Annotated in this window: 19 protein-coding genes; 10 read left to right on the plus strand and 9 right to left on the minus strand. The window is 67.9% G+C overall.

The annotated features are described in order from the left end of the window. Positions 1–74: 74 nt before the first annotated feature. The 4 genes from KUV62_RS16065 to KUV62_RS16080 all read right to left on the minus strand — a co-directional run bounded on the left by KUV62_RS16065 (position 75) and on the right by KUV62_RS16080 (position 5,518). Positions 75–1,424 (minus strand): NAD(P)/FAD-dependent oxidoreductase, encoded by a 1,350-nt coding sequence (locus KUV62_RS16065; RefSeq protein WP_222604747.1) that lies wholly within the window; start codon positions 1,422–1,424, stop codon positions 75–77. After that, the gene (argE, locus tag KUV62_RS16070; protein WP_222604748.1) at positions 1,421–2,587 is read right to left on the minus strand and encodes an acetylornithine deacetylase; all 1,167 of its coding nucleotides are present in this window, start codon (positions 2,585–2,587) and stop codon (positions 1,421–1,423) included. Before argE ends, KUV62_RS16065 begins: the two co-directional genes overlap by 4 nt. Before the next feature lie 111 nt (positions 2,588–2,698). After that, positions 2,699–3,619, minus strand: a complete 921-nt coding sequence (locus KUV62_RS16075) for an endonuclease/exonuclease/phosphatase family protein (RefSeq protein ID WP_222604749.1) — start codon at positions 3,617–3,619, stop codon at positions 2,699–2,701. Positions 3,620–3,697: 78 nt separating this feature from the next. Beyond that, the gene (locus KUV62_RS16080) at positions 3,698–5,518 is read right to left on the minus strand and encodes an ABC transporter ATP-binding protein (protein ID WP_222604750.1); all 1,821 of its coding nucleotides are present in this window, start codon (positions 5,516–5,518) and stop codon (positions 3,698–3,700) included. Between the two features lie 245 nt (positions 5,519–5,763). Between KUV62_RS16080 and KUV62_RS16085 the strand changes: the two genes are divergently transcribed. The 3 genes from KUV62_RS16085 to KUV62_RS16095 all read left to right on the plus strand — a co-directional run bounded on the left by KUV62_RS16085 (position 5,764) and on the right by KUV62_RS16095 (position 9,881). Next, positions 5,764–7,467, plus strand: coding sequence for a peptide ABC transporter substrate-binding protein (locus tag KUV62_RS16085; protein ID WP_222604751.1), 1,704 nt, complete (start codon positions 5,764–5,766; stop codon positions 7,465–7,467). 379 nt (positions 7,468–7,846) lie between these two features. Continuing rightward, on the plus strand, positions 7,847–8,884 hold the full coding sequence (locus KUV62_RS16090) for an ABC transporter permease (RefSeq protein WP_222604752.1): 1,038 nt from the start codon (positions 7,847–7,849) through the stop codon (positions 8,882–8,884). Beyond that, entirely contained in the window at positions 8,877–9,881 is a 1,005-nt protein-coding gene (locus tag KUV62_RS16095) for an ABC transporter permease (protein ID WP_222604753.1), read from the plus strand. The genes KUV62_RS16090 and KUV62_RS16095 overlap by 8 nt, the downstream gene beginning before the upstream one ends. Positions 9,882–10,208: 327 nt before the next feature. On the opposite strand, the gene KUV62_RS16100 is transcribed toward KUV62_RS16095, so the two are convergent. Next, positions 10,209–10,907: an anti-sigma factor domain-containing protein gene (locus KUV62_RS16100; protein WP_222604754.1), complete on the minus strand. Its 699-nt coding sequence runs from the start codon at positions 10,905–10,907 to the stop codon at positions 10,209–10,211. Then, a complete protein-coding gene (locus KUV62_RS16105; protein WP_222604755.1) occupies positions 10,904–11,461 on the minus strand; it encodes a sigma-70 family RNA polymerase sigma factor in 558 nt (185 codons plus the stop codon). The genes KUV62_RS16100 and KUV62_RS16105 overlap by 4 nt, the downstream gene beginning before the upstream one ends. A gap of 158 nt (positions 11,462–11,619) precedes the next feature. Here KUV62_RS16105 and cobS point away from each other — a divergent pair, with 158 nt between their 5' ends. From cobS to KUV62_RS16125, 4 genes are all read left to right on the plus strand, one after another. After that, a complete protein-coding gene (gene cobS / locus KUV62_RS16110; RefSeq protein ID WP_222604756.1) occupies positions 11,620–12,603 on the plus strand; it encodes a cobaltochelatase subunit CobS in 984 nt (327 codons plus the stop codon). Positions 12,604–12,814: 211 nt separating this feature from the next. Beyond that, positions 12,815–13,213 carry a hypothetical protein gene (locus tag KUV62_RS16115; protein WP_222604757.1) on the plus strand — a complete coding sequence of 133 codons (399 nt, stop codon included), beginning with the start codon at positions 12,815–12,817 and terminating at the stop codon, positions 13,211–13,213. Between the two features lie 53 nt (positions 13,214–13,266). Beyond that, positions 13,267–15,144, plus strand: coding sequence for a cobaltochelatase subunit CobT (gene cobT, locus KUV62_RS16120; protein WP_222604758.1), 1,878 nt, complete (start codon positions 13,267–13,269; stop codon positions 15,142–15,144). Positions 15,145–15,226: 82 nt separating this feature from the next. Continuing rightward, entirely contained in the window at positions 15,227–15,550 is a 324-nt protein-coding gene (locus KUV62_RS16125; RefSeq protein WP_222604759.1) for an SH3 domain-containing protein, read from the plus strand. Here KUV62_RS16125 and KUV62_RS16130 read toward each other — a convergent pair. Beyond that, positions 15,541–15,723: a hypothetical protein gene (locus KUV62_RS16130; RefSeq protein ID WP_222604760.1), complete on the minus strand. Its 183-nt coding sequence runs from the start codon at positions 15,721–15,723 to the stop codon at positions 15,541–15,543. The two genes, KUV62_RS16125 and KUV62_RS16130, sit on opposite strands and share 10 nt — an antisense overlap. A 160-nt stretch (positions 15,724–15,883) precedes the next feature. On the opposite strand from KUV62_RS16130, the gene KUV62_RS16135 reads away from it, so the two are divergent. Together KUV62_RS16135 and KUV62_RS16140 are read left to right on the plus strand one after the other, a co-directional pair. After that, a complete protein-coding gene (locus KUV62_RS16135) occupies positions 15,884–17,659 on the plus strand; it encodes an aminopeptidase P family protein (protein WP_222604761.1) in 1,776 nt (591 codons plus the stop codon). A 58-nt stretch (positions 17,660–17,717) separates the two neighbouring features. Continuing rightward, positions 17,718–18,062 (plus strand): DUF427 domain-containing protein, encoded by a 345-nt coding sequence (locus KUV62_RS16140; protein ID WP_222604762.1) that lies wholly within the window; start codon positions 17,718–17,720, stop codon positions 18,060–18,062. 342 nt (positions 18,063–18,404) lie between these two features. Here KUV62_RS16140 and KUV62_RS16145 read toward each other — a convergent pair whose 3' ends face one another. Next, positions 18,405–18,956 (minus strand): CHAP domain-containing protein, encoded by a 552-nt coding sequence (locus KUV62_RS16145; protein ID WP_222604763.1) that lies wholly within the window; start codon positions 18,954–18,956, stop codon positions 18,405–18,407. 300 nt (positions 18,957–19,256) lie between these two features. Next, the gene (locus KUV62_RS16150) at positions 19,257–20,933 is read right to left on the minus strand and encodes a chloride channel protein (protein ID WP_222604764.1); all 1,677 of its coding nucleotides are present in this window, start codon (positions 20,931–20,933) and stop codon (positions 19,257–19,259) included. Positions 20,934–21,025: 92 nt separating this feature from the next. Between KUV62_RS16150 and KUV62_RS16155 the strand changes: the two genes are divergently transcribed. Continuing rightward, on the plus strand, positions 21,026–22,399 hold the full coding sequence (locus KUV62_RS16155; RefSeq protein ID WP_222604765.1) for an FAD-binding oxidoreductase: 1,374 nt from the start codon (positions 21,026–21,028) through the stop codon (positions 22,397–22,399). Positions 22,400–22,536: the final 137 nt, after the last annotated feature.

Genomic DNA, 22,536 nt, shown 5'->3' on the forward strand with positions numbered 1-22,536 from the left:
ATAACAGCGCCAATACAGATACTTGTGAGCATTTATTGAAGTCATTTAAGAAGACCTTTCGGCGCCGAATCTGCTCACAGATTGGGCCCGGTGACGAGTTTCGACCCGTCGGAAAAGCGCGACAGCCGGAAGCGGCTCAGATCGTGCCCGGGATCGGCGTCCTGCACAAGCGCCGCCGCGACGCGCCCAAAGGCCGGGCCGATGCCGAAGCCGTGGCCGCACATGCCGGTGACCACCGTAAGCCCGGGCAGCGCGGCGCAGCGATCAACCACGGGCACAACATCCGGCAGCACGTCGATCATGCCGGCCCAGGCGGCCTGCAGCGGCGCCTCGCCCATCTGCGGGAAATGCTGACCGAAGCGGGCGCGGCACTCGGCAACCTTTGAGGCGTTGGGCTCGGGCGACAGGATGCGCATGCGCTCGAACGGGCTCTGCTCGTCGTCGGACCAGTGCCGCGCCGTGCCCCAGGCATCCGGGTAGCCCGCGGGCGCCATCGTCTTGAGCCGCACCTCGAACTCGCCAGACACCGCCAGCGGCAGGTAGCTGCGCAGCGCACGGAACGCGTCGGGCCCGATGAAGAGCTCGGAAAACGCTGCCGGCGCAAGGGTATAGCCGCCATCGGCGCGGGGGCGGAAGGCCAGCTTGTCATCCACCGCGGCGGTGTTGACGCCCTGCGGCAGGCGCTCGGTCGCCATCGCGGTGGAGCGCACCGAGAGCTGCGGGATCTTCACCCCGTGACGGCGCAGGAAGAGCGAGGACCAGGCACCGCCGGCCAGCACCGCCCTGGCGCAGCGGATGCGGCCCTTCTCGGTCACCACGCCGGCAAGCGCGCCACCCTGCATGTCGAGACCACGCACCGCGCAGCGCTCGCGGATCTGCGCCCCGCTGGCGACCGCCAGCCGCGCCAGCTCCGGCACCGCGACCCAGGGCTCGCCCTTCATGTCGGTGGGCGTGTGCAGCGCCCCGACCCAGGGGCTGTCCTCGGCGCCCAGCAGCGCCTTGGTGGCGGCGGCATCGAGCAGCTCCGACGAGACGCCAAGGGGTTTGGCCTCGTCGAGCCAGCCGGCAAAGCCCTGCATGTCTTTCTCGGAACGGGCGAGATAGCTGACGCCCACCTGCCGCACCCCGAGCCTGCCGCCACATTCTGCATCCAGCTCCGGCCAGAGCTGCTGTGCCTCCAAGGCGATCGGGATCTCGGCCATGTCGCGGCCCTGCACCCGGATCCAGCCCCAGTTGCGCGAGCTCTGCTCGGCGGCCACGCGCCCCTTCTCCAGCAGCACCACGGACAGGCCGGCGCGGGCTGCATACAGTGCTGTACACACCCCGATGACACCACCGCCGATCACCACCAGGTCGCAGGCCTCGGGCAGCGGGCCGTCATGCTCGACCGGCCCCTCGTCGCGGAACGGGAAGATTACGCTCACGCCAGCCGCTCCAGCAGGCGCTCCATGAAGGCCTGGCCGGCGTTGAGCTGGGCAATCTCGATGTATTCATCGGGCTTGTGGGCGATGGCGATGTCGGACGGCCCGCAGACCACGGCATTGTATCCGGCGGCCTGGAAATGGCTGGCCTCGGTGCCGTAGCTGACCTGCATGACGCCATTGTCGCCGGTCACCTGGCGCACCAGCTCCTCGGCGCTGTTGTTCGGCACCGGCTTCAGGGGCGGCAGCTCGAAGAGGGTTTTGACCTCGATCCATGCCTCCGGGCAGACCGCCTGCATCTGCGCCTCGATCTCTGCGATCTTGTCGCGAAGCCGCTGCTCCCAATTTTTCGGATCCTCGCCCGGGACAACGCGGAAGCCGAGGCCGAATTCGCAATCCTTGGCGGTGATGTTATGCGCCGTGCCGCCGCGGATCTGACCCACATGCACGTTGGTGTAGGGCGGCTCGAAGAGCGCCGCGATCTCGCCGGGGCTGGCGGAGGCGTTCTCGGCGTTCACCTCGTTGGCCCACTCGATCAGCTTGGCGCCATACATGATCGCCGACACGCCTGTATGCAGGATCGAGCTGTGCACCTCGACGCCATGCACGTGGATCCAGAAGGTCAGCCCCCCCTTGTGACCGGTGACGGCCTTCATCTCCGTGGGCTCGCCAACGATCACCGAGGCCGCCTTGGGCAGCGCCGCGCGCATAGCTTCGGCCACGTCCTTGCCGCCCATGCAGCCGATCTCTTCATCGTAGCTCAGCGCGATCTGCAGGGGTGTCGTGACGCCGCGATGCTTCGCCTCGACCATCGCCCAGACCGCCAGCGCGTCGAAGCCCTTCATGTCGGTCGAGCCACGCCCGAAGAGCTTGCCATCGCGCTCGGTCAGCACGAAAGGATCCGAGCTCCACTCCTGCCCGTCCACCGGCACCACGTCGGTATGGCCCGAGAGGATCACCCCGCCATCGACCTCCGGCCCGACATGGGCGAAGAGCGCCGCCTTGAGATCCGGCTCGGCCGGCTTGGCGTGGCGCTGGCTCTCGATGCCGTGGCTGGCGAGATATCCGGCCACCCAATCGATCAGCGGCAGGTTGGTGTCGCGGCTGACGGTGGGAAAGCTCACCAGCTTCTCGAGGATCTCGCGGGGCGAAAGGCGGGTCGGCATCTGGGTTCCTTCGTTTGTCTGCAAATGGCCTACGCTGCCCGGCGCGGGCGGGCAAGAGGGGCGCGTGCAAGGCCGCCTCCCACCGCAGCGCCCTGCCCGGTTTCGCGGCGCTCAGGGCAGCTCAAGATCGAGCACCACCGGGTGGTGATCCGAGGGCCAGACGCCCCCGACGGCGCGTTGCGACACGTAGGGGCCACCGGTTGCGCGAAGCCCGGCGCCGAGGCCGATATGGTCGATGGCGGGCAGCAGGTGCAGCCCGCGGTTGAGATGATAGCTCGCCGCCGGCACGGCGGGAAAGTCGAGCCCCGCACCGGTGAGGATCTCCATCACCCGCCAGCCGCGCAGCGCGTTGAAATCGCCCGCGAGGATGACGGGCGTTCCCGCCGCGATCACCGGGCTCAGCCGCTCTGCGATCAGCTCGGCCGAGAGCCGCCGGTTGCTGGGGCTGCGGTATTCCAGGTGCACATTCATCACCCGGAAAGCCGCGCCGCCGTCGCGGGGGCGGAACTCGGCCCAGGAGGCAAAGGCCGGCCAGGAGCCATCGAAGGTCCGCGAATAGATAAGTTCGGGCGTCTCGGAAAAGAAGAACCAGCCCTGATCGATCCGCTCCAGCCGGTCCGAGCGGTAGAAGATCGGCTGCGTCGAGGGGAAGCTGCGCCAGTCGCCGACCGCCGCCGCCTCGTAGCCCTCCAGCCGGTCGAGCAGGTAGCGGCGGGCGAGGTTGTCGGTATCGGCATTGCCGCCGCGAAAGCTCTCCATCTCTTGGAAGGCGATGATATCGGCATCCAGCCCCGCCACCACCGCGCCGAGCGCCGGCTTGCGGCGCTCCCAGCCGGCCCGGCTCCAGGGGCCGTCGCCCTGCCCGCGCAGATCAATGTAATGGACATTGAGCGTGGCAACGCGCAGCCCGCCATCGGGCGCCGGCGGCAGACCCTCGCCCTCGCTGAGTCGGATCTGCTGCGCGCAAGCGACCAGCGCGGCCAACGCCAGCACCGAAAGGAGCGCCTTCAGAGCGAGCCGCAGCCAGCGCATCACGCCCTGCCCCCGCGGCACGCGTGCTGGCGCGTGGCAAAGCCGATGCCTGGCGCGGGGCGCTGCATCGGCGCCGGGTCAGTAGCCGCTGTTCGAGGTCAGCACGAGATGGCCCGGCGAGACCTCTTTGTAGGTGTTGGGCTCGGGCTCGTAGCCCACCGGGTGGATCGGCGACGGGATCGGCTTGAAGTTCAGGTCCTTCTCCGACTTGCGCTGGTGCGGATCGGCCACCGGCACCGCCTTCATCAGCGCCTGCGTGTAGGGGTGCTGCGGATTCTCGAACACCGCAGCGCGCGGGCCGATCTCGACGATGCGGCCAAGATACATGACGCCCACGTTGTGGCTCACGCGCTCGACCACCGCCATGTCATGGCTGATGAACAGATAGGACAGGCCCAGCTCGGCCTGCAGCTCCATCATCAGGTTGACCACCTGCGCCTGCACCGACACGTCGAGCGCCGAGACGGCCTCGTCGGCGACGATGAGCTTGGGGTTGAGCGCCAGCGCGCGGGCGATGGCGATGCGCTGGCGCTGGCCACCGGAAAGCTCGTGCGGGTAGCGGCGCATGAAGCTGCGCGGCAGCTCGACGCGGTCGAACAGCATCTCGACGCGGTCCATCATCTCGGCGCCGGCGTGGCTGCCGTAGTTGCGCATCGGCTCTGCGACCTGGTCGGCGAGCTGCATCTGCGGGTTCAGCGAGGCGAAGGGATCCTGGAAGATCATCTGCATCTGCCGCCGCTCGTCGCGCAGCATGTTGGGGCCGAGCCCCATGACATCGACCCCGTCGAGCGAGATCCGGCCGCGCATCGGCTCGACCAGGCGCAGGATCGAGCGTCCCGCCGTGGACTTGCCGCAGCCCGATTCGCCCACGAGGCTGAGCGTCTGCCCTTTGTTCAGCGTGAAGCTAAGGTCTTCGACTGCATGCACATTTGCCACAGTGCGGCGGAAGAACCCGCCCTTGACCGGGAACCGGGTAGTGAGGTTTTCCACCACCAGAAGCGGCTCATCGGTGCCGGTGATCGGCTTGATCTCGTCCTGCTCATGGCCCAGCAGCTTCATCGGCTCGGGCAGCGGCTTGCCCTGCATCTCGCCGAGCTTCGGAACCGCCGCCAGCAGCGCCTTGGTATAGGGGTGCTGCGGGTTCTCGAAGATCTCCTCGACGGTGCCCTCCTCGACCTTCTTGCCGCGGAACATCACCACGACGCGGTCGGCCATCTGCGCCACCACCGCCATGTCGTGGGTGATGAACATCACCGCGGTGCCCGTCTCGCGCTTGAGCCGGTCCATCAGGGCGAGGATCTCGGCCTGGATGGTCACGTCGAGCGCCGTGGTGGGCTCGTCGGCGATCAGCAGGCGCGGCTTGCAGGCCAGCGCCATGGCGATCACCACGCGCTGGCGCATGCCGCCGGAAAGCTCGTGCGGATACTGCTTCAGGCGGCGCTCCGGCTCAGGGATTCGCACCTGCTTCATCAGCTCGAGCGCGCGCGCCTGCGCCTGCTCCTTGTTCATGTCGCGGTGGACACGCAGCCCCTCGGTGAGCTGGCGCTCGATGGTGAAGACCGGGTTCAGCGCGGTCATCGGCTCCTGGAAGATCATGCCGATTTCGTTGCCGCGGATGTCGCGCATCATGTCCTGGTCGGCCTGGGCCAGATCCAGCTCGTGGCCATCCTTGCGATCAAAGATGAGGCGCCCGTTGGCAATTTCGCCGCCGCCATACTCGATAAGCCGCATCAGCGACAGCGAGGAGACCGACTTACCCGAGCCCGACTCGCCGACGATGCAGACGGTTTCCCCCGGCCCGACGTCGAAGCTGACATCTTCCACGCCTGCAACCGTGCCGTCTTTCGTCTCAAATTCGACCCGAAGTTTCTCGATCCGGGCGATGGCGTTGTCGAGCATCCATATTCTCCTGAGATGGCGGATGCCAAAGCTAAGGGCAGGTTTCGGACGGTGTCAAACCCTGCTGTCAGGTTCCGCCAAGGCAGTGCTTGCATTTTCGTCTCGTTCTGTTTTCGATACCGGCCATGATCGGGATGGACGAGGGGCCCGGCGATCGGTGATGATCGTTCGTGTCCAAACGGACTCCGCTTTCAGACAAAACCAAAAAGCCGGCCAAAGCGCCGGCGTCCAACGAGGAGAACCCCATGACGCTCAAGACCCTATTGCTAGGGGCTGTCGCCAGCAGTGCGCTTGCCCCCGCAGCCTTTGCCGAGCGCGGCGAGGACGGTCACGTCAACATCATCTATTGGCAGGCTCCGTCGATCATGACGCCCTACCTCTCGGGTGGCACCAAGGACATCGAAGCCGCCTCGCTCGTGCTCGAGCCGCTGGGCCGCTACACCGAGACCGGCGCGCTGGTTCCCTACCTCGCCGAAGAGATCCCCACCGTCGAGAACGGTGGCGTGTCGGAAGACCTGACCACGATCACCTGGAAACTGAAGGAAGGTCTTCTGTGGTCCGACGGCACCCCGGTGACCTCGGCTGACGTCGCCTTCACCGCCGAGTACTGCATGCACCCCGAGGGCGGCTGCGCCCAGCTCGCCAAGTTCACCGGCGTCGAGAGCATCGACACCCCCGACGACCTGACCGTGGTGGTGAATTTCGATGAGCCGATGCCGAACCCCTACGGCCCGTTCATGGGCGGCCAGTCGCCGATCCTGCAGAAAGCGCAGTTCGAGCAGTGCCTCGGCGCCAACGCCTCGTCCTGCACCGAGGCCAACTTCGGCCCGATCGGCACCGGCCCCTTCGTGGTCGACGAGTTCAAGCCCAACGACGTGATCTCGCTCTCCGCCAACCCCAACTACCGCGACCCGGCGAAGCCCGCCTTCGCCACCGTGACCCTGAAGGGCGGCGGTGACGCGGAATCCGCGGCCCGTGCCGTGCTGCAGACCGGCGAGTTCGACTACGCCTGGAACCTGCAGCTTGCCCCCGACGTCCTCGCCTCGATGGCGGAAGCCGGCGCCGGCACCCCGGTCTCGGCCTTCGGCACCCTGGTCGAGCGTATCGAGATGAACATGACCGACCCGTCGCCGGACCTTCCGGAAGGCGAGCGTTCGACCGTGGCGCATCCGCACCCGATCCTGTCGGACTTCAAGGTCCGCAAGGCGCTCTCCATGGCGATCGACCGCGTGCTGCTGACCGAGATCGGCTACGGCCAGGCCGGCCGTCCGACCTGTAACCTCGTCCCCGCCCCGGCGCTCTACGCCTCGGACAACGAGGAATGCCTCACCCAGGATCTCGAAGGCGCCAAGGCGCTGCTCGAAGAAGCCGGCTGGACCGACAGCGATGGCGACGGTGTGCGCGAGAAGGACGGCATGAAGCTGTCGCTGCTTTACCAGACCTCGACCAACGCCGTGCGTCAGGACTTCCAGGCCCTGATCAAGGACTGGTGGAACCAGATCGGCGTCGAAACCGAGCTGCGCAACGTCGATGCGTCGGTGTTCTTCGGCGGTGACCCGGGCTCGCCCGACACCTTCCAGAAGTTCTATGCCGACGTCGAGATGTACGCCAACAACTTCGACGGGACCGACCCGCAGTCCTACCTGTCGATGTACGAGTGCGGCAACGAGCCGAAGCCGTCGTCGCAGTGGCAGGGTGAGAACATCAACCGCTTCTGCAACGAAGAGTACGATGCCCTGCTCGACGAGCTCGGCAAGACCGGCGAGCTGGAGAAGCGCGGCGAGATCGCCAAGAAGCTCAACGACATGCTGACCAAGGAAAGCATGACCATCGTTCCGCTCGTCGATCGTGGCCGGGTCTCGGCGCATTCCAACACGCTGGGCGGCGTGGTGCTGAACACCTGGGACTCCGAGCTGTGGAACGCAGCCGACTGGTACCGCATCGACTGATGTCATAAGAACCGGCGCGCTCCCCTCGCGGGGGCGCGCCAACCGCCCGGATGACCGCCTTGCACGACAGTGACCGGAATTGCCAATGCGCCGCGCGCTGCGACGACCGGCCGGGGATGACCCGGCCGTCCTTGCATTCGCCTGCCGGCCCCGCGCCCTGCCGTCCCGCTCCCGCCGCCGGAGTCGCCGCGCCCGACCGCGCCGCGCCCGCCCGGAGCGCCCGCTTCCCCCAAGATCCAGGAGACACGGTGACCCCGACCCACGCCGCAACGAGGGCGCGCCCGCTGTTCCGCCGACAGCGCCCGCCTGTGCTACACTGCCGCCGGCAGCCCGCATTCCGCGGCGCCGCCCTGACGGCCCCGCGCCCGGAGACCCGCCGATGCTGACCTATGCCGCGCGACGCCTCGTGCTCTCGATCCCGACGCTGCTGTTCATCAGCTTCGTGATCTTCATGCTGCTCCAGCTCGCCCCCGGCGACCCGATGGCGCAGGTGCCGCTGACGGTGCCGCCCGAGGTGAAGGAGAAGATGCGCCAGGCCCTCGGCCTCGGCGAACCGCCCTTGGTGCAATACTGGAAGTGGCTGGTGCAAATGTTCTGGACCGAGCCCAAGGTGTTCATCGACTGGCTGACCCGCGACAGCTTCCTGTTCGGCTGGCTGCCCGACACCAGCCTTTACAATGGCGAGCTGCGCGTGCTGTCCTGGCAGACCCGCTCGCCGGTGATGGACATCGTGCTGCAGCGCATCCCGCAGACCCTCTGGGTGGTCGGCATGTCGTATATCGTGGGCGTGCTGATCGCGCTGCCCATCGGCATCTACTCGGCCTACCGGCAATACTCGGTCTTCGACCAGGCCGGCACCTTCGTGACGATGGTCGGCTTCTCGATCCCGCCCTTCTTCACCGGCCCGCTGCTGATCGTGATCTTCTCGGTCTATCTCGGCTGGTTCCCGTCGATCTACGACACCACCCACGTCGTGAGCGACTGGGAAAGCTTCAAGTACCAGCTCAGCCAGATGATCATGCCGGTGATGGTGCTGGCGCTGCAGACCACGGCGCAGCTCTCGCGCTACATGCGCGCCTCGATGCTCGACAACCTCAACCAGGATTACGTCCGCACGGCGCGGGCCAAGGGCCTGAGCGAGGCGGTCGTGGTGATGGTGCACGTGCTACGCAACTCGATGATCCCGGTGATCACCGTCATCGCGCTCGGCGTGCCGGCGATCTTCGGCGGCGCCATCATCACCGAGAACGTGTTCAAGGTGAACGGCATCGGCCAGCTCCTGATCACCGCGCTCTTCGCCAACGACCTTCCCATGGTCATGACGCTGACCTTCATCTTCGCGTTCCTGATCGTGATGTTCAACCTGATCGCCGATATCCTCTACGGCCTTCTCGACCCGAGGATCCGCTATGACTGACAGCCCGCAAGACGACGTGATCCTCGCCGAAGGCGCCCGCGCGGCGCCGATCGAGGCGCTCAAGGACAAGGGCCCGCTGGCCCCTCCGCGCTCCAAGTGGCGCGACGTGTGGGAGCAGTTCCGCAAGCACAAGGGCGCGATGATGGGAGCGTTCTTCCTCTTCATCATCACCTTCGGCGTGCTCCTTGGCCCCTATCTCTGGACCCTCGACCCGCAGGCGCTCGACATTCGCAACAAGGACATGCGCCCGATCTACACCGCGCTGTGGAACAGCGAGGCCAAGGTCGGCTGGAACCACCCGCTGGGCTCGGACCAGCTCGGCCGCGACAACCTCTCACAGCTGATCGCGGGCGGCCGCGCCTCGATGGCGGTGGGCTGGGCGGCGATGCTGCTGTCGCTGATCATCGGCACTGGGGTGGGCGTTCTGGCGGGCTTCTTCAAGAAGCTCGACGGGCCGCTGATGCGCCTGACGGACCTGTTCCTGTCGCTGCCGATTCTGCCGCTGCTGCTGGTGGCGGTGACGCTGTTCCGGCAGCCGCTACGGGCCAATTTCGGCCCCGAGGGCGGCATGTTCATCCTGATCGTGACGGTGGTCGGCATCACCTCGTGGATGCCCACCGCGCGCATCGTGCGCGGCGACGTGCTCGCCATCAAGGAGCGCGAATTCGTGCTAGCGGCGCGCTCCATCGGCACCCGTCCGTTCCAGATCATCAAGCGGCACCTGCTGCCCAACGTGCTGTCGCCGATCATGGTCTCGGCCACGCTGGGGCTGGCCACCGCGATCATCACCGAGTCGGCGCTGAGCTTCCTCGGCGTGGGCTTCCCGTCGGACTTCCCGACCTGGGGCAAGATGCTGGCCGACGCCGTGGCCCGGATGGAGGATTTCCCCGAGCGCGTGCTGCTGCCCGGCGTGGCGATCTCGCTCACGGTGCTGGGGGTGAACTACCTCGGCGACGGCCTGCGCGACGCGCTCGATCCGCGCATCCGCGGCCGCTGATCCGGACCGGCATGAAGATGCGAAAGGGCGGGAGAACATCTCCCGCCCTTTCTGTTTGTCGGGTCGAGCGCCCAAGCGATCGCGCCCGGCGAGCCTGCGCCCATCGGCCCACGCGACACGTGACGCCGTGGACACTGCGCCGGCTCACGGCCTGACGGAGAGATCAACGTCGCGCGCGCGATGGACGATCAGAAAAGCACGAGGAATGATCCGGCGCAGGCGCTACGGCTGTATTGCCGCTGCGCGCCCCAGTCAGAGACCGAGAAAACAGACGAAGGTCAGGCGTCAGGCCGTAAGCGTTGAACCCTAAAGGCGTAGAAGTCCCGCTTACAGATCCTCGCGCGGCGCAAGTTGCCCCAGAGACAGCACCGGCCCCTGCGCAACGCCCGTCGGCGAGCCGCCCGGCTGCTCCTCGGAAATGGCGACCGTGGCGCCCGGAAGCTGCGCGGCGATCTCGTCGGAGACCGGGATCTCGGTCAGGCCTTCGCGATCGACGAGGCCGATGGAGACCGGGGCGCTGTCGGGATCGGCGATCAGCCAGATCTCGAAGGAGCGGTCCTCGGGATAGTCGCCGGCATCGCGGCGCACCATGAAGGTCTGGCTGTCGGGCGCGTAATGCGCCAGCATCACCAGCCCGCGCGACGGCGTCTCGAGATCGGCCCAGAGATCGGGCTCGTCGCTCGACTGCAGCAGCCCGCCGAACATCGCCATCCAGGCAATGGCCGCGGCGGCAACCGCGCCGAGGAAATACGGCAGGATCTGCTGCCAGAGCGGCGCGCGCGGCTTGCCGAAGAGCTGCGCCTCGGTGCGGCGCAGGATCTGCGGCGGTGGCGCGACCTCCTTGATGTCGTCGGTGAAGGCGGCGAAATACGCTTCCCACGCCTCGACATCCTGCTGCAGCGCCTGGTCCTGCCCCAGCTGCGCCTCGAAGGCACGCAGCTCGTCCTCCGGCAGCAGCCCGAGGACATACTCCGCCGCCGCGGCTTCCCAGCCGCCCGGTAGATCCGTATCCTCTGGCCCGCTCATCGGCTCAGGCACTCCCTCAGTTGCATCAGGCTGCGGCGCAGCCAGGTTCTCACGGTGTTGAGCTTGACGCCGGTGGCATCGGAGAGCTCGTTATAGGTCGCACCCTCGAGATAGGCGCGGCGCACCATCTCGGCGCGCTCGGGCGGCAGCTCGGCCATGCAGCCGAACAGCGCCTCGGCCTCGGCCCGCGACTGCAGCTGCTGCGCCGGCCCGGGCCCCGGATCGGCGATCATCTCGGCAGCATCGATCGGATCCTGCTTGCGGCGCTCGCTGGCGTCGCGCTTGCGGCGGCGGTCGATGGCGGCGTTGCGCGCCAGCGTGATCAGCCAGGTCATCGGAGAGAACCCGTTGACCCGGTACTGGCCGGCCCGCGCCCAAATCTTGCAATACACGTCCTGCAGGGCCTCCTCGGCCAGCGCCTTGTCGTTCAAGACACGCAGGCAGACGCCAAAGAGTTTCGCCGCCGTCCGATCATAAAGCGACCGGAATGCGGCGCGGTCGCCCATGGCGATGCGGGCGATCAGATCCTCGATCTCGGCTTGCGGGGTGGTCACGTGCTGCGGGGCCTGCAAAAATTCGTTTCTTGCCGGAAGCCTAACGTGGTGGCGCTGACGGAGCAAACGCAATCGGCGCGGCCGCGGTGCTCTTGCCACTGCCGGAGATATCGGGCACCACGGGGCAAAGCGTTTTACAGATCCGACAGAGGCCCGCCATGAGCAGTGATATCGACATCAATGCGAAACCGACCGAGGAGATCGAGGTCCGCGAGGTCTTCGGCATCGACACCGACATGGTGGTGCACGGCTTCCCCGAGCGCACCGACCGGGTGCCGGATATCGACAGCACCTACAAGTTCGATCCCGACACCACGATGGCCATCCTCGCGGGCTTCCGCAACAACCGCCGGGTGATGATCCAGGGCTACCACGGCACCGGCAAATCGACCCATATCGAGCAGGTCGCGGCCCGGCTCAACTGGCCCTGCGTGCGGGTCAACCTCGACAGCCACATTTCCCGTATCGACCTGATCGGCAAGGACGCCATCAAGCTGGTGGACGGCAAGCAGACCACCCAGTTCCAGGAAGGCATCCTGCCCTGGGCGCTGCGCAACCCGACCGCCATCGTGTTCGACGAATACGATGCCGGCCGCGCCGACGTGATGTTCGTGATCCAGCGGGTGCTCGAGACCGACGGCAAGCTGACCCTCCTCGACCAGAACCAGGTCATCACCCCGCACAAGTATTTCCGCATCTTCGCCACCGCCAACACCGTCGGCCTCGGCGACACCACCGGCCTCTACCACGGCACCCAGCAGATCAACCAGGGCCAGATGGACCGCTGGTCGCTGGTGGCGACGCTGAACTATCTCAGCATCGACGCCGAGGTGAACATCGTGCTGAGCAAGGCGCCGCATTATAACACCGAGAAGGGCCGCAAGACCGTGCGCCAGATGGTGACGGTGGCCGATTTCACCCGCCGCGCCTTCATGAACGGCGAGCTCTCGACGGTGATGTCGCCGCGCACGGTGATCGCCTGGGCCACCAACGCCGAGATCTTCCGCAACGTGGGCTACGCCTTCCGCCTGTCGTTCCTCAACAAGTGCGACGAGCTCGAGCGCCAGACCGTGGCCGAGTTCTACCAGCGCTGCTTCGACGAGGAGCTGCCGGAGAGCGCCGCCAGCCTCAGCATCGCCTGATCGCGCATCCACGACCTGAACGGGCCGCGTCTCCAGCCGGAGGCGCGGCCTTTTCTTTGCGCAGGGGCGCGCCCTCCGGGCGGCGCGGGCCCCGATCGCGGCGAGCGTCGCCGCCCTGAGGTGCGCTGATTTTTGACCATCGGGTCAGAAATCTTCATTTCCCGCTATGTACGATTAATCCATCCGCGCTAATGTCTAAAACATGGGCGCTTTGAAAACATTTCTCAGCGGCGCTCTCGTCGCCCTCTCGGTGGCGTCCGTCGCGGACGCTGCCCCGGCGCAAACGGCCGAACGGGTCCGCCTCTTCGCGAGCTGCGCCGGCCGCCTCTCCGCCACCATCGAGCATGGCTGGCTCACCAACATCGGCGACGGCCGCACCGAGCAGCGCCAGCGCCGCGGCTTCGAGGATCTGATCGCCGCCATCCTGCCCGACGCGCACGCCGCCGGGCTCGACGGGCCACGCATCCTGCACCAGCGCATCGCCGCGAAATTCGCCCAGGCGCAGCTGCTGCACACCGCCAGCTTCCACCGCGACACGCGTCGCGCCGCCCACGCCCGTGAACTGGCCGAGCGGGAGCTCGCGCGCTGCACCGCCATCCTGCCGCGCTGAGCGGCGATTTTTGCCCCTTGCCAATCGCTTCGCGGAGCGCGAAACCTGTGGCCATGGCGCGCAATGACGACAACCCCGCAGATCCGTTCAAGAAGGCCCTGGCCGAGGCAACCAAGGTCATGGCCGACGATTCCGACCTGACGGTCAACTACACCGTCGATCCCTCCGGGGTGTCGGGCGACATCATGCGCCTGCCGCAGGTCAGTCGCCGCATGACCCGCGACGAGGTTCTGCTGGCCCGCGGCACCGCCGACGCGCTGGCGCTCTACCGCCGTTACCACGATGCCGGCACCCACGCCCGCTACGCGCCCCCGGGCGACATCGCCCGCGAGCTTTACGAGGCGATGGAGACCGCCCGCTGCGAGGCCATGGGCGCGCGCGACATGCCGGGCACCGCCGGCAATATCGATGCCAAGATCGGCCACGAGGCCGCCCGCCGCGGCTATGGCCAGATCACCCAGCCCTCCGAGGCGCCGCTGCCGGTCGCCGCGGGCTACCTGATCCGCCATCTCGCCACCGGGCGCGACCTGCCCAAGGATGCCGATCACGTCATGCAGCTGTGGCGCGGCTTCATCGAGGAGCAGGCCGGCGGCACGCTGGAAGAGCTCGAGGAAACCCTCTCCGACCAGGCCGCCTTCGCCCGCTTCGCGCGCAAGATGATCACCGATCTCGGCTATGGCGACCAGCTCGGAGACGATCCCGACCAGATCGACGACGAGGACGAAGCCGAGGCCGAACCCGAAGGCGGCGAAGAGGAGCAGCCCGACAGCACCGGCCAGGACGACGATCAGCAGGACGAGGCCGAGGCCTCGCCCGAGCAGAGCCAGGACGAGACCCAGGACGCCTCCCAGGCGCAGGTCTCGGCCGATGACATGGCCGATCAGGAGATGGGCGAGGAAACCGAGATGCCCGAGGGCGAGGCGCCGATGGAGCCGCCCGCCCCCGCGCCCGCCTCGGAGGCCGATCCGCAATATCGCGTCTTCGACACCTCGCATGACGAGGAGATCGCCGCCGAGGAGCTCGCCGAGGCACAGGAGCTCGAGCGGCTGCGCGCCTATCTCGACCAGCAGCTCGAGCCGCTCAAGGGCGCCGTCTCGCGGCTTGCCAACAAGCTGCAACGCCGCCTGCAGGCGCAGCAGAACCGCAGCTGGGAGTTCGACCTCGAGGAAGGCATCCTCGATGCCGGCCGCCTCGCCCGCGTGGTCGCCAACCCGACCACCCCGCTCAGCTTCAAGGTCGAGAAGGACACCGAGTTCCGCGACACCGTGGTGACCCTGCTGCTCGACAATTCCGGCTCGATGCGCGGCCGTCCGATCTCGATCGCGGCGATCTGCGCCGACGTTCTGGCCCGCACCCTCGAGCGCTGCTCGGTCAAGGTCGAGATCCTCGGCTTCACCACGCGCGCGTGGAAGGGCGGTCTCGCCCGCGAGAAATGGCTCAACGAGGGCCGCGAGCAGCAGCCCGGCCGCCTCAACGACCTGCGCCACATCATCTACAAGCGCGCCGACGCGCCGTGGCGCCGGGTGCGCGACAATCTCGGCCTGATGATGAAAGAGGGCCTGCTGAAAGAGAACATCGACGGCGAGGCGCTGGAATGGGCGCACCGCCGCATGGTCGGCCGCCCCGAGGCGCGGAAGATCTTGATGGTGATCTCCGACGGTGCCCCGGTCGACGACTCGACGCTCTCGGTCAACCCGGCCAACTATCTCGAGAAGCACCTGCGCGACGTGATCGCCATGGTCGAGCGCAAGAAGCAGGTCGAGCTCCTGGCCATCGGCATCGGCCACGATGTCACCCGCTACTACGACCGCGCGGTGACGATCACCGATGTCGAGCAGCTGGCCGGCGCCATGACCGAGCAGCTCGCCGCGCTCTTCGACAGCGATCCCCGTGCCCGCGCCCGCTTCATGGGCATCAAGCGCGCCAGCTGAGCCCGTGCCGCGCCCGTCCCGCTAGGGAATGCGGGCGCGCCCTGCTACCCTGATCGCGCATTTCGAGATCAGGAGCATTGCCATGAAGATACTTTCGGGCCTCGCGCTCGCCCTGGGCTGCGCGACCGCACTGCAGGCGCAAAACATCGTGCCGCCTCGGGGCGAGATCATCACCGACACCGGCTGCCTCGTGACGGGGCTCGACCCGAACGGCGATGGCTTCCTCGCGCTGCGCGCCGGCCCCGGCTCGGGCTATGCGCAGATCGGCAGCCTGCACAATGGCGACGCCGCCTATCTGCGCGCCTGCGAGGGCAAGTGGTGCTTCGTGCAGAACGGCGCCCTCAACGGGCGCGAAGCCCGGTTCCAGGGCTGGATCTACACCGCGTGGTGCGAATTCTACCCGTGAGCTGCCTGCCCCTCGGGGCTTGCGGGATCCGGCACCAGCCAGCCAAGCGCACCGCGCAGATGCTGCCAGCGCAGGGCCCGGCGCTGCCGGTTGGCAAGCTGCGTGGCAAGGCCCGCGGCAACGTAGTGCCGCGCGATGTGATGCAGGTGAGCGAGATCGTAAGGTGAGAACATGGGCTGCCTCCGCGCCATGTCCCCCGGTCACGGCGCGGCACGACTCTATCCCTCGGAGCCTGTCGCGAACAGGTGTCCCGTTGTCACGCTCCGGCCCCGACAGTTGCCACTGGCACCCGGACGCAGGCCTGATAGGGTCTGCGAAAAAGGAGGCCGAGCCATGTTTCAGACCTTTCAGGAGACCGCCCGCCCAGAGCAGGGCCCACCGCGGCTGGCCCGCCTGCGCGAAGAGCTCGCCCGCGAAGGGCTCGACGGGGTCATCGTGCCGCGCGCCGACGCGCATCAGGGCGAATATGTCGCCCCGCGCGACGACCGCCTCGCCTGGCTTACCGGGTTCACCGGCTCCGCGGGCTACTGCGTGGCGCTGACCGATGAGGCCGGCGTCTTCGTCGATGGCCGTTACCGGGTCCAGGTCAAGGCGCAGGTGGCCGATGTCTTCGCCCCTGTCGACTGGCCCGAAACCAGCCTCGCCGACTGGATCGCCGCCAAGCTGCCCGAGGGCGGCCGCATCGGTATCGACCCCTGGCTGTTCTCGGTCGACCAGCTGCGCGGGCTCGAGGCGAAGCTCGAGAGCACCGGCTTCATCCGCACCGACAATCTCGTCGACCGGATCTGGCCCGACCAGCCCGCCCCGCCGCAAGGTGCGGTCTTTGCCCAGGCCCTCGAGCTTGCCGGCGAGCCGCATGATGACAAGATCGACCGGCTAGCGCGCGGCCTCGAGGCCGAGACCTGCGTGATCACCCTGCCCGACAGCATCGCCTGGCTGCTCAACATCCGCGGCTCCGACATCCCGCGCAACCCGGTGCCGCACGGCTTCGCCCTGCTCAACGCCGATGGCACGGTCGAGCTCTTCATCGATGCCGCCAAGCTCGAGGGGCTCGGCGACCATCTCGGCCCGAAGGTCAAGGTGCTGCCGCCCGAGGGCTTCCTCTCCGCAGTGGCGACGCTCGGCGGCAAGGTGCAGATCGATCCCGCCACCTGCCCCGTGGCAGTCGCCGATGCGCTCGCCACCGCCGAGATCGTCGAGGCCCCCGATCCCTGCCTGCTGCCCAAGGCGCGCAAGAACGATGCCGAGCTCGAGGGCGCCCGCGCCGCGCATCTGCGCGACGGCGCCGCCATGGTGCGCTTCCTCGCCTGGCTCGACCGGCAGGCGCCGGGCAGCCTCACCGAGATCGGCGTGGTCACCGCGCTCGAGGCAGAGCGCCGCGCCACCAATGCCCTGCGCGACATCTCCTTCGAAACCATCGCCGGCGCCGGCCCCAACGGCGCCATCGTGCATTACCGCGTCACCGAGGCCACCGACCGCGCCGTGAACGAGGGCGAGCTGCTGCTGGTCGACAGCGGCGGGCAATATGTCGACGGCACCACCGACATCACCCGCACCATCGCTGTGGGCGATGTCGGCGAGGAGGAATGCGCCAATTTCACCCGCGTGCTGAAGGGCATGATCGCGCTGTCGCGGCTGCGCTTCCCCGAGGGGCTGGCCGGGCGCGACATCGACGCTCTCGCCCGCGCCGCGCTCTGGGAGGAAGGGCTCGACTATGGCCACGGCACCGGCCACGGCGTCGGCGCCTATCTCAGCGTGCACGAGGGCCCGGCGCGCATCGCCCGCACCGGCACCGTGCCGCTCGAGGCGGGGATGATCCTGTCGAACGAGCCGGGCTTTTACCGCGAGGGCGCCTATGGTATCCGGATCGAGAACCTCATCGCCGTGGAGCACGCCCCGCCCCTTCCGGGCCAGGTGGTGCCGCGGATGTTGCGCTTCGAGACCCTGACATGGGTGCCGATCGACAGGCGGCTGGTAGTGCCGGCGCTGCTCACGCAGGCCGAGCGCAGCTGGCTCGACGCCTATCACGAAGAGGTGCTGGCCCGCATCGGACCGCTCGTCGAGGGCGCCGACGCAGACTGGCTGGCCGCGGCCTGCGCGCCGCTTTGACACAGGACTGTCGTAAGACGGCTGGTATATGATCCGTGAGGAAACGGGGAGAAACGACATGATGAACCACATCACCATCCGCCCGACCGAGGGCACCTGGGTGATCCGCGCCGGCGGCGCGGTGCTGGGAGAAAGCAACCGCACGCTGGAGCTGACCGAGGGCGACATGCCCGGTCAGATCTTCTTCCCGCGGGAAGACATCGCCATGGCCTTCCTCGAGCCCTCGGACTACCGCACCATCAACCAGCATATCGGCGAGGCGACGCATTTCACCATCGCCTCCAAGAGCCGCAGCTACGAGAACGCGGTGCTGTCCTACGAGAGCCCCAAGGACGAGGCCGCACCGCTCGCCGGCTACCTCGCCTTCCAGGTCCAGGACGGCGTCGCGGTCGAGCAGGTCTGAACACCGGCACCTACGGCAAGACCAGAAAAGGCAGGCCCCGCGCCTGCCTTTTTGCATGCCCTGCACCGGCGCTACGCTCTCGTTGCTCGTCCCGGCGCAGGCCGCCCGGAATGGCGCCCGCGTCCCCGCCCCCGCGCGCGCCCCTGCCTTCTCTTACCCGCGCGTCCCCCTGTCTTCTCTTCGTCGAAAATACTCCCGCCGGAGGCAGGCTCACCGCTGCGCCGTGCGGACCGAGTCTCAAGAGCGTCAGCCCGCCACCCACAAACGAAACCGCGGCCCAAGGGGCCGCGGGAGAGGTAACCTGCGCGCGCCCCCGGCGCGCACCGCATCTTCAAAGCAATCTCACTGAACCCGGCTGGGATAGATGAAGCCGTTGATCGGGTAGACCTTGCCGAAGCTGCCCGGGTTGCTCTCGACCCGCACTTCCGACCAGTCATTGGCGGCGGAGACGTCCTGCACCGTCATGCCCAGCGTCACCTTGTTGCGCTTCCAGTTGGCGTGATCGATCCGGACCTCGCGCGGCGAGATCACGTCGGAGACCACGGCCACATGGCCCATCGGCATGCCGCGGGTGGCGGCGAAGGCCATCACCGCACCCTCGACGGGCTGCACGCCGCGATCGTAGATCCCGCGCGCCTTGCCCCACCAGGTGTTGGCGTTGCCGCGGATCTCGACGCCGCTGGCATTGCGGGCGAAGGGCACGCACCAGACGCGCTGGCCGGCATTCTGCAGCTCGCGGACCTCGCGCAGCGCCATGGCGCGACGCTCGAGATCGATGCCGCTGGAGCTATAGGCGATGTCGGGTGCCTTGGTGGAACAGGCCGCTGTGGCCAGAAGAATAGCACAGAGGATGGGCAGGCCAAATCTGGCCTTGCGGGCGCCGGTCACGCTCATTCGTCCCTCGAACGGTTGTTTCTGCTCGGCCGCCTTCTTCCCGGCGGCTCGCGTTATCTTTTTACCAACCGTAAACCATTTCAAAGCTTCGAGATGCGCACTCGGCAGAAATCCGCGCATGTTCGGTCAACGTTCCGCGTTTCCGTCCGCGCGCCCGCAGCGCCCCGCACCCAGATGCCTAAAATTCGATCAAATCGCTCCGCCAGAACGACGACCTCACGCATGCTCTTCGGCCGCCGTCGCGTCAGAAATGCTCTTCCGGCGCCGTCACGACAGCAATGCTCTTTCGCCGCCGTAGAGTCACGAATGCTCTTCCGCGGCGGTCGCGGCGAGCGCGCGGTTATAGGCCTTGAGCGCATCGACATGGAACAGCGCGCCCTCGAGCACCGGGGTCTGCGCCTCGCCCTGCAGCGTCACCACCGGAAGATAGGCGACGCCGGATTTCTCGAACCGCGGCAGCGCGGTCTCGAGCGTCGCCGAATGCTGCACGTAAAGCCCCTGCTCGATCATCCGCAGGCAGGCCTCCTCGTCCGCCGCTCCCGGATCGCCGGGCCGGCGCATCACCCCCGCCACCCGGAACATCGCCAGCAGATAGGCCTGCGGCCCGGCGGCGAGATGCACGTTGCGGCGCTCGAGTTGGGTCAGGAAGAAGCTGCGGTCCACGAGCCGCGAGGCCACCGCGGTCGACATCGACACCGAGACCATCACCGCCAGCCCGGTCTGCCAGTCGCCGGTCAGTTCGAAGACGATCAGCGTGGTCGAGATCGGCGCCCCCAGCACCGCCGCCGCCACCGCGCCCATGCCGGCGAGCGCGTAGAGCGTGAAGGCCGAGCTCTGCTCGGGGAACAGGCCGGTGGCGATATGAGCAAAGGTCAGCCCGGTCAGCGCACCGACCATCAGCGACGGCGAGAACACCCCGCCGCCCATGCGCCCGGCCATGGTGATCGACACCGCCGCCACCTTGACGATGGCGAAGAGGAACGCCTCGCGCAGCCCGAGCCCGCCGGTCAGCGCCAGCGACGTGGTCTCGTAGCCCACGCCGATGATGTGCGGGAATTGCAGCGCGATGGCGCCGAGCAGCAGCCCGGTGGCGGCCGGGCGCAGCCAGATCGGCAGCCCCATGCGCCTCTGCACCCGGTTGCCGAAGTCGTCGGACCAGAAGATCGCCCGCATCATCACCACCGCCACCAGCCCGCAGACCAGCCCCATCAGGAAGAAGGCCGGCAGCTCGAGATAGAACTCGACGGTGGTGGTGCCAGGCAGCAGGAACTCGGTGACATCGCCGAAGGCCAGCCGGTTGATCACCGTGCCGGCAGCGCTGGCCACCACGATCGGCGCGAAGGCATGCAGGGCGAAATGGCGCAGCACCACCTCGAGCCCGAACAGCGCGCCCGCGATCGGCGCGTTGAAGCTGGCCGAGACCGCCGCCGCCACCGCGCAGCCCAGCAGGTCGCGCCCGGTGATGCCGTCGACGCGCAGCAGGTTCGACACCCACGACGAGATCATCGCCGCGATATGCACCACCGGCCCCTCGCGCCCTGTCGAGCCGCCGGTCGAGAGGGTGATCCACGAGCACAGCGCCGAGGCGATGCCGGCCTTCTTCTCGACCCGGCCATCGTTGAGCGCTGCGCCCTCGATGACGTCGGAGACCGAGCGCACGCGGCCGTCCGGGGTCAGGAACTGGATGATCAGGCCGACCGCGATGCCGCCGCCGAGCGGGATCAGCAGCACCCAGACCCAGAGCAGCTCGCCGACGAAGCTGGCCAGCGTGTTGACATCCTCGGTGCCGTAGAGCGCCGCCTGCAGGCGGTTGATCGCGGAGCGGAACAGGATGGCGGCGAAGCCCGCGGCGGCGCCGACCACCAGCGCGATCAGCCAGAAGGTCACCTGCCCCGGTGCCTTGTGCCTCAGCGTGTCCCAGCCGCGCCCGCACGTGGCGCGCATTTCGTGCCACTGGCGGGCGACGTCGCGCAACATTCCCTGTCCCCTCTGGCTTTCGCCGGGCCCCTTTCGCTTTCGCCTGACGAGCGGCGTCGCTATGGTCCCCGCGATTTCCCCGGAGGTTACCAATGCCCAAAGACGCCGCCCTTGATGCTCTCGCCTCACTCCTAGGCGAACGGCTCAGCCGGTCCAAGCCCGATCTGGCCGAACATGGCCGATCCGAGTCCCATTTCCCGACCACCCCGCCCGATGCGGTGGCCTATCCGGAGAGCACCGAAGAGGTGCAGGCGCTGGTGAAGATCTGCGCCGAACACGACTGCCCGGTGATCGGCTGGGGGGCCGGCACCTCGCTCGAGGGCCACGGGCTCGCGGTGAAGGGCGGCGTGGTGGTGGATTTCTCGCGCATGAACAAGGTGCTCGAGATCCGCATGGACGACATGGACGTGACGGTGCAGCCCGGCGTCACCCGCGAGGCGCTGAACGAGGAGCTGCGCGCCACGGGGCTGTTCTTCCCGGTCGATCCCGGCGCCAACGCCAGCCTCGGCGGCATGGCGATGACCCGCGCCTCGGGCACCACGACGGTGCGCTACGGCACCATGCGCGACAACGTCCTCGGAATGACCGTGGTGCTGGCCGATGGCCGGGTGATCCGCACCGGCACCCGCGCCCGCAAGAGCGCCGCCGGATTCGATCTGACCGCGCTGATGGTGGGCTCGGAGGGCACGCTGGGGCTCGTCACCGAGCTGACCCTGCGGCTGCACGGCATCCCCGAGGCCACCAGCGCCGGCATCTGCGCCTTCCCCGACATGGGCTCGGCCGTGACGGCGGTGATGGAGACCATCCAGATGGGCATCCCGATGGCACGGATCGAGTTCGTCGACGCCGCCACCGCGCAGGCCTTCACCGCCTATTCCGGCATGGAGATGGACGCCGCCCCGCACCTGCTGGTGGAGTTCCACGGCTCGCCCGAGAGCGTGGCGCAGGATGCCGAGCGCTTCGGCGAGATCGTCGCCGATCACGGCGCCTCGCCGTTCCGGTGGTCGGCCCGCGAAGAGGAGCGCCGGGCACTCTGGGCGCTGCGCCACAACGGCTATTACGCCATCCTCGCCTCGCGCAAAGGCGCCCGCGCGGTGGTGACCGACATGTGCGTGCCGATCTCCGAGCTTGCCACCGCGGTCGAGCAGACCCAGGCCGACATCGCGCAAAGCGGCGTGCCGGGCCCGATCCTCGGCCATGTGGGCGACGGCAATTTCCACGCCATCCTGCTGATCGACCCCGAGAAGCCGGAGGAGCTCGAGGAGGCCAAGCGCCTGTCGCACCGCATGGCCGAGCGCGCGCTGGCGCTCGGCGGCACGTGCACCGGCGAGCATGGCGTCGGGCTTGGCAAGATGGCCTACATGCAGGCCGAGCATGGCGATGGCTGGCAGGTCATGGGCCAGATCAAGCAGGCGCTCGATCCCAAGGGCATCATGAACCCCGGCAAGCTGGTGCCGCAGGGCTGAGGCCCGCCGCGTTTCCGGGCGCCGGTTCCCCCCGGCGCCCATGCCTCTTCCGCAGGCTCTTCCATCCGCGCCGCGCGCTGTTACACCTCTGTCATGGGACCGGCTGCGCGGCATCGCGCAGGGCCGGCTCCAGCGAT

Origin of the sequence: Salipiger bermudensis (assembly GCF_019801965.1) — a bacterium.
GTDB classification, from domain to species: Bacteria; Pseudomonadota; Alphaproteobacteria; order Rhodobacterales; family Rhodobacteraceae; genus Salipiger; species Salipiger bermudensis_A.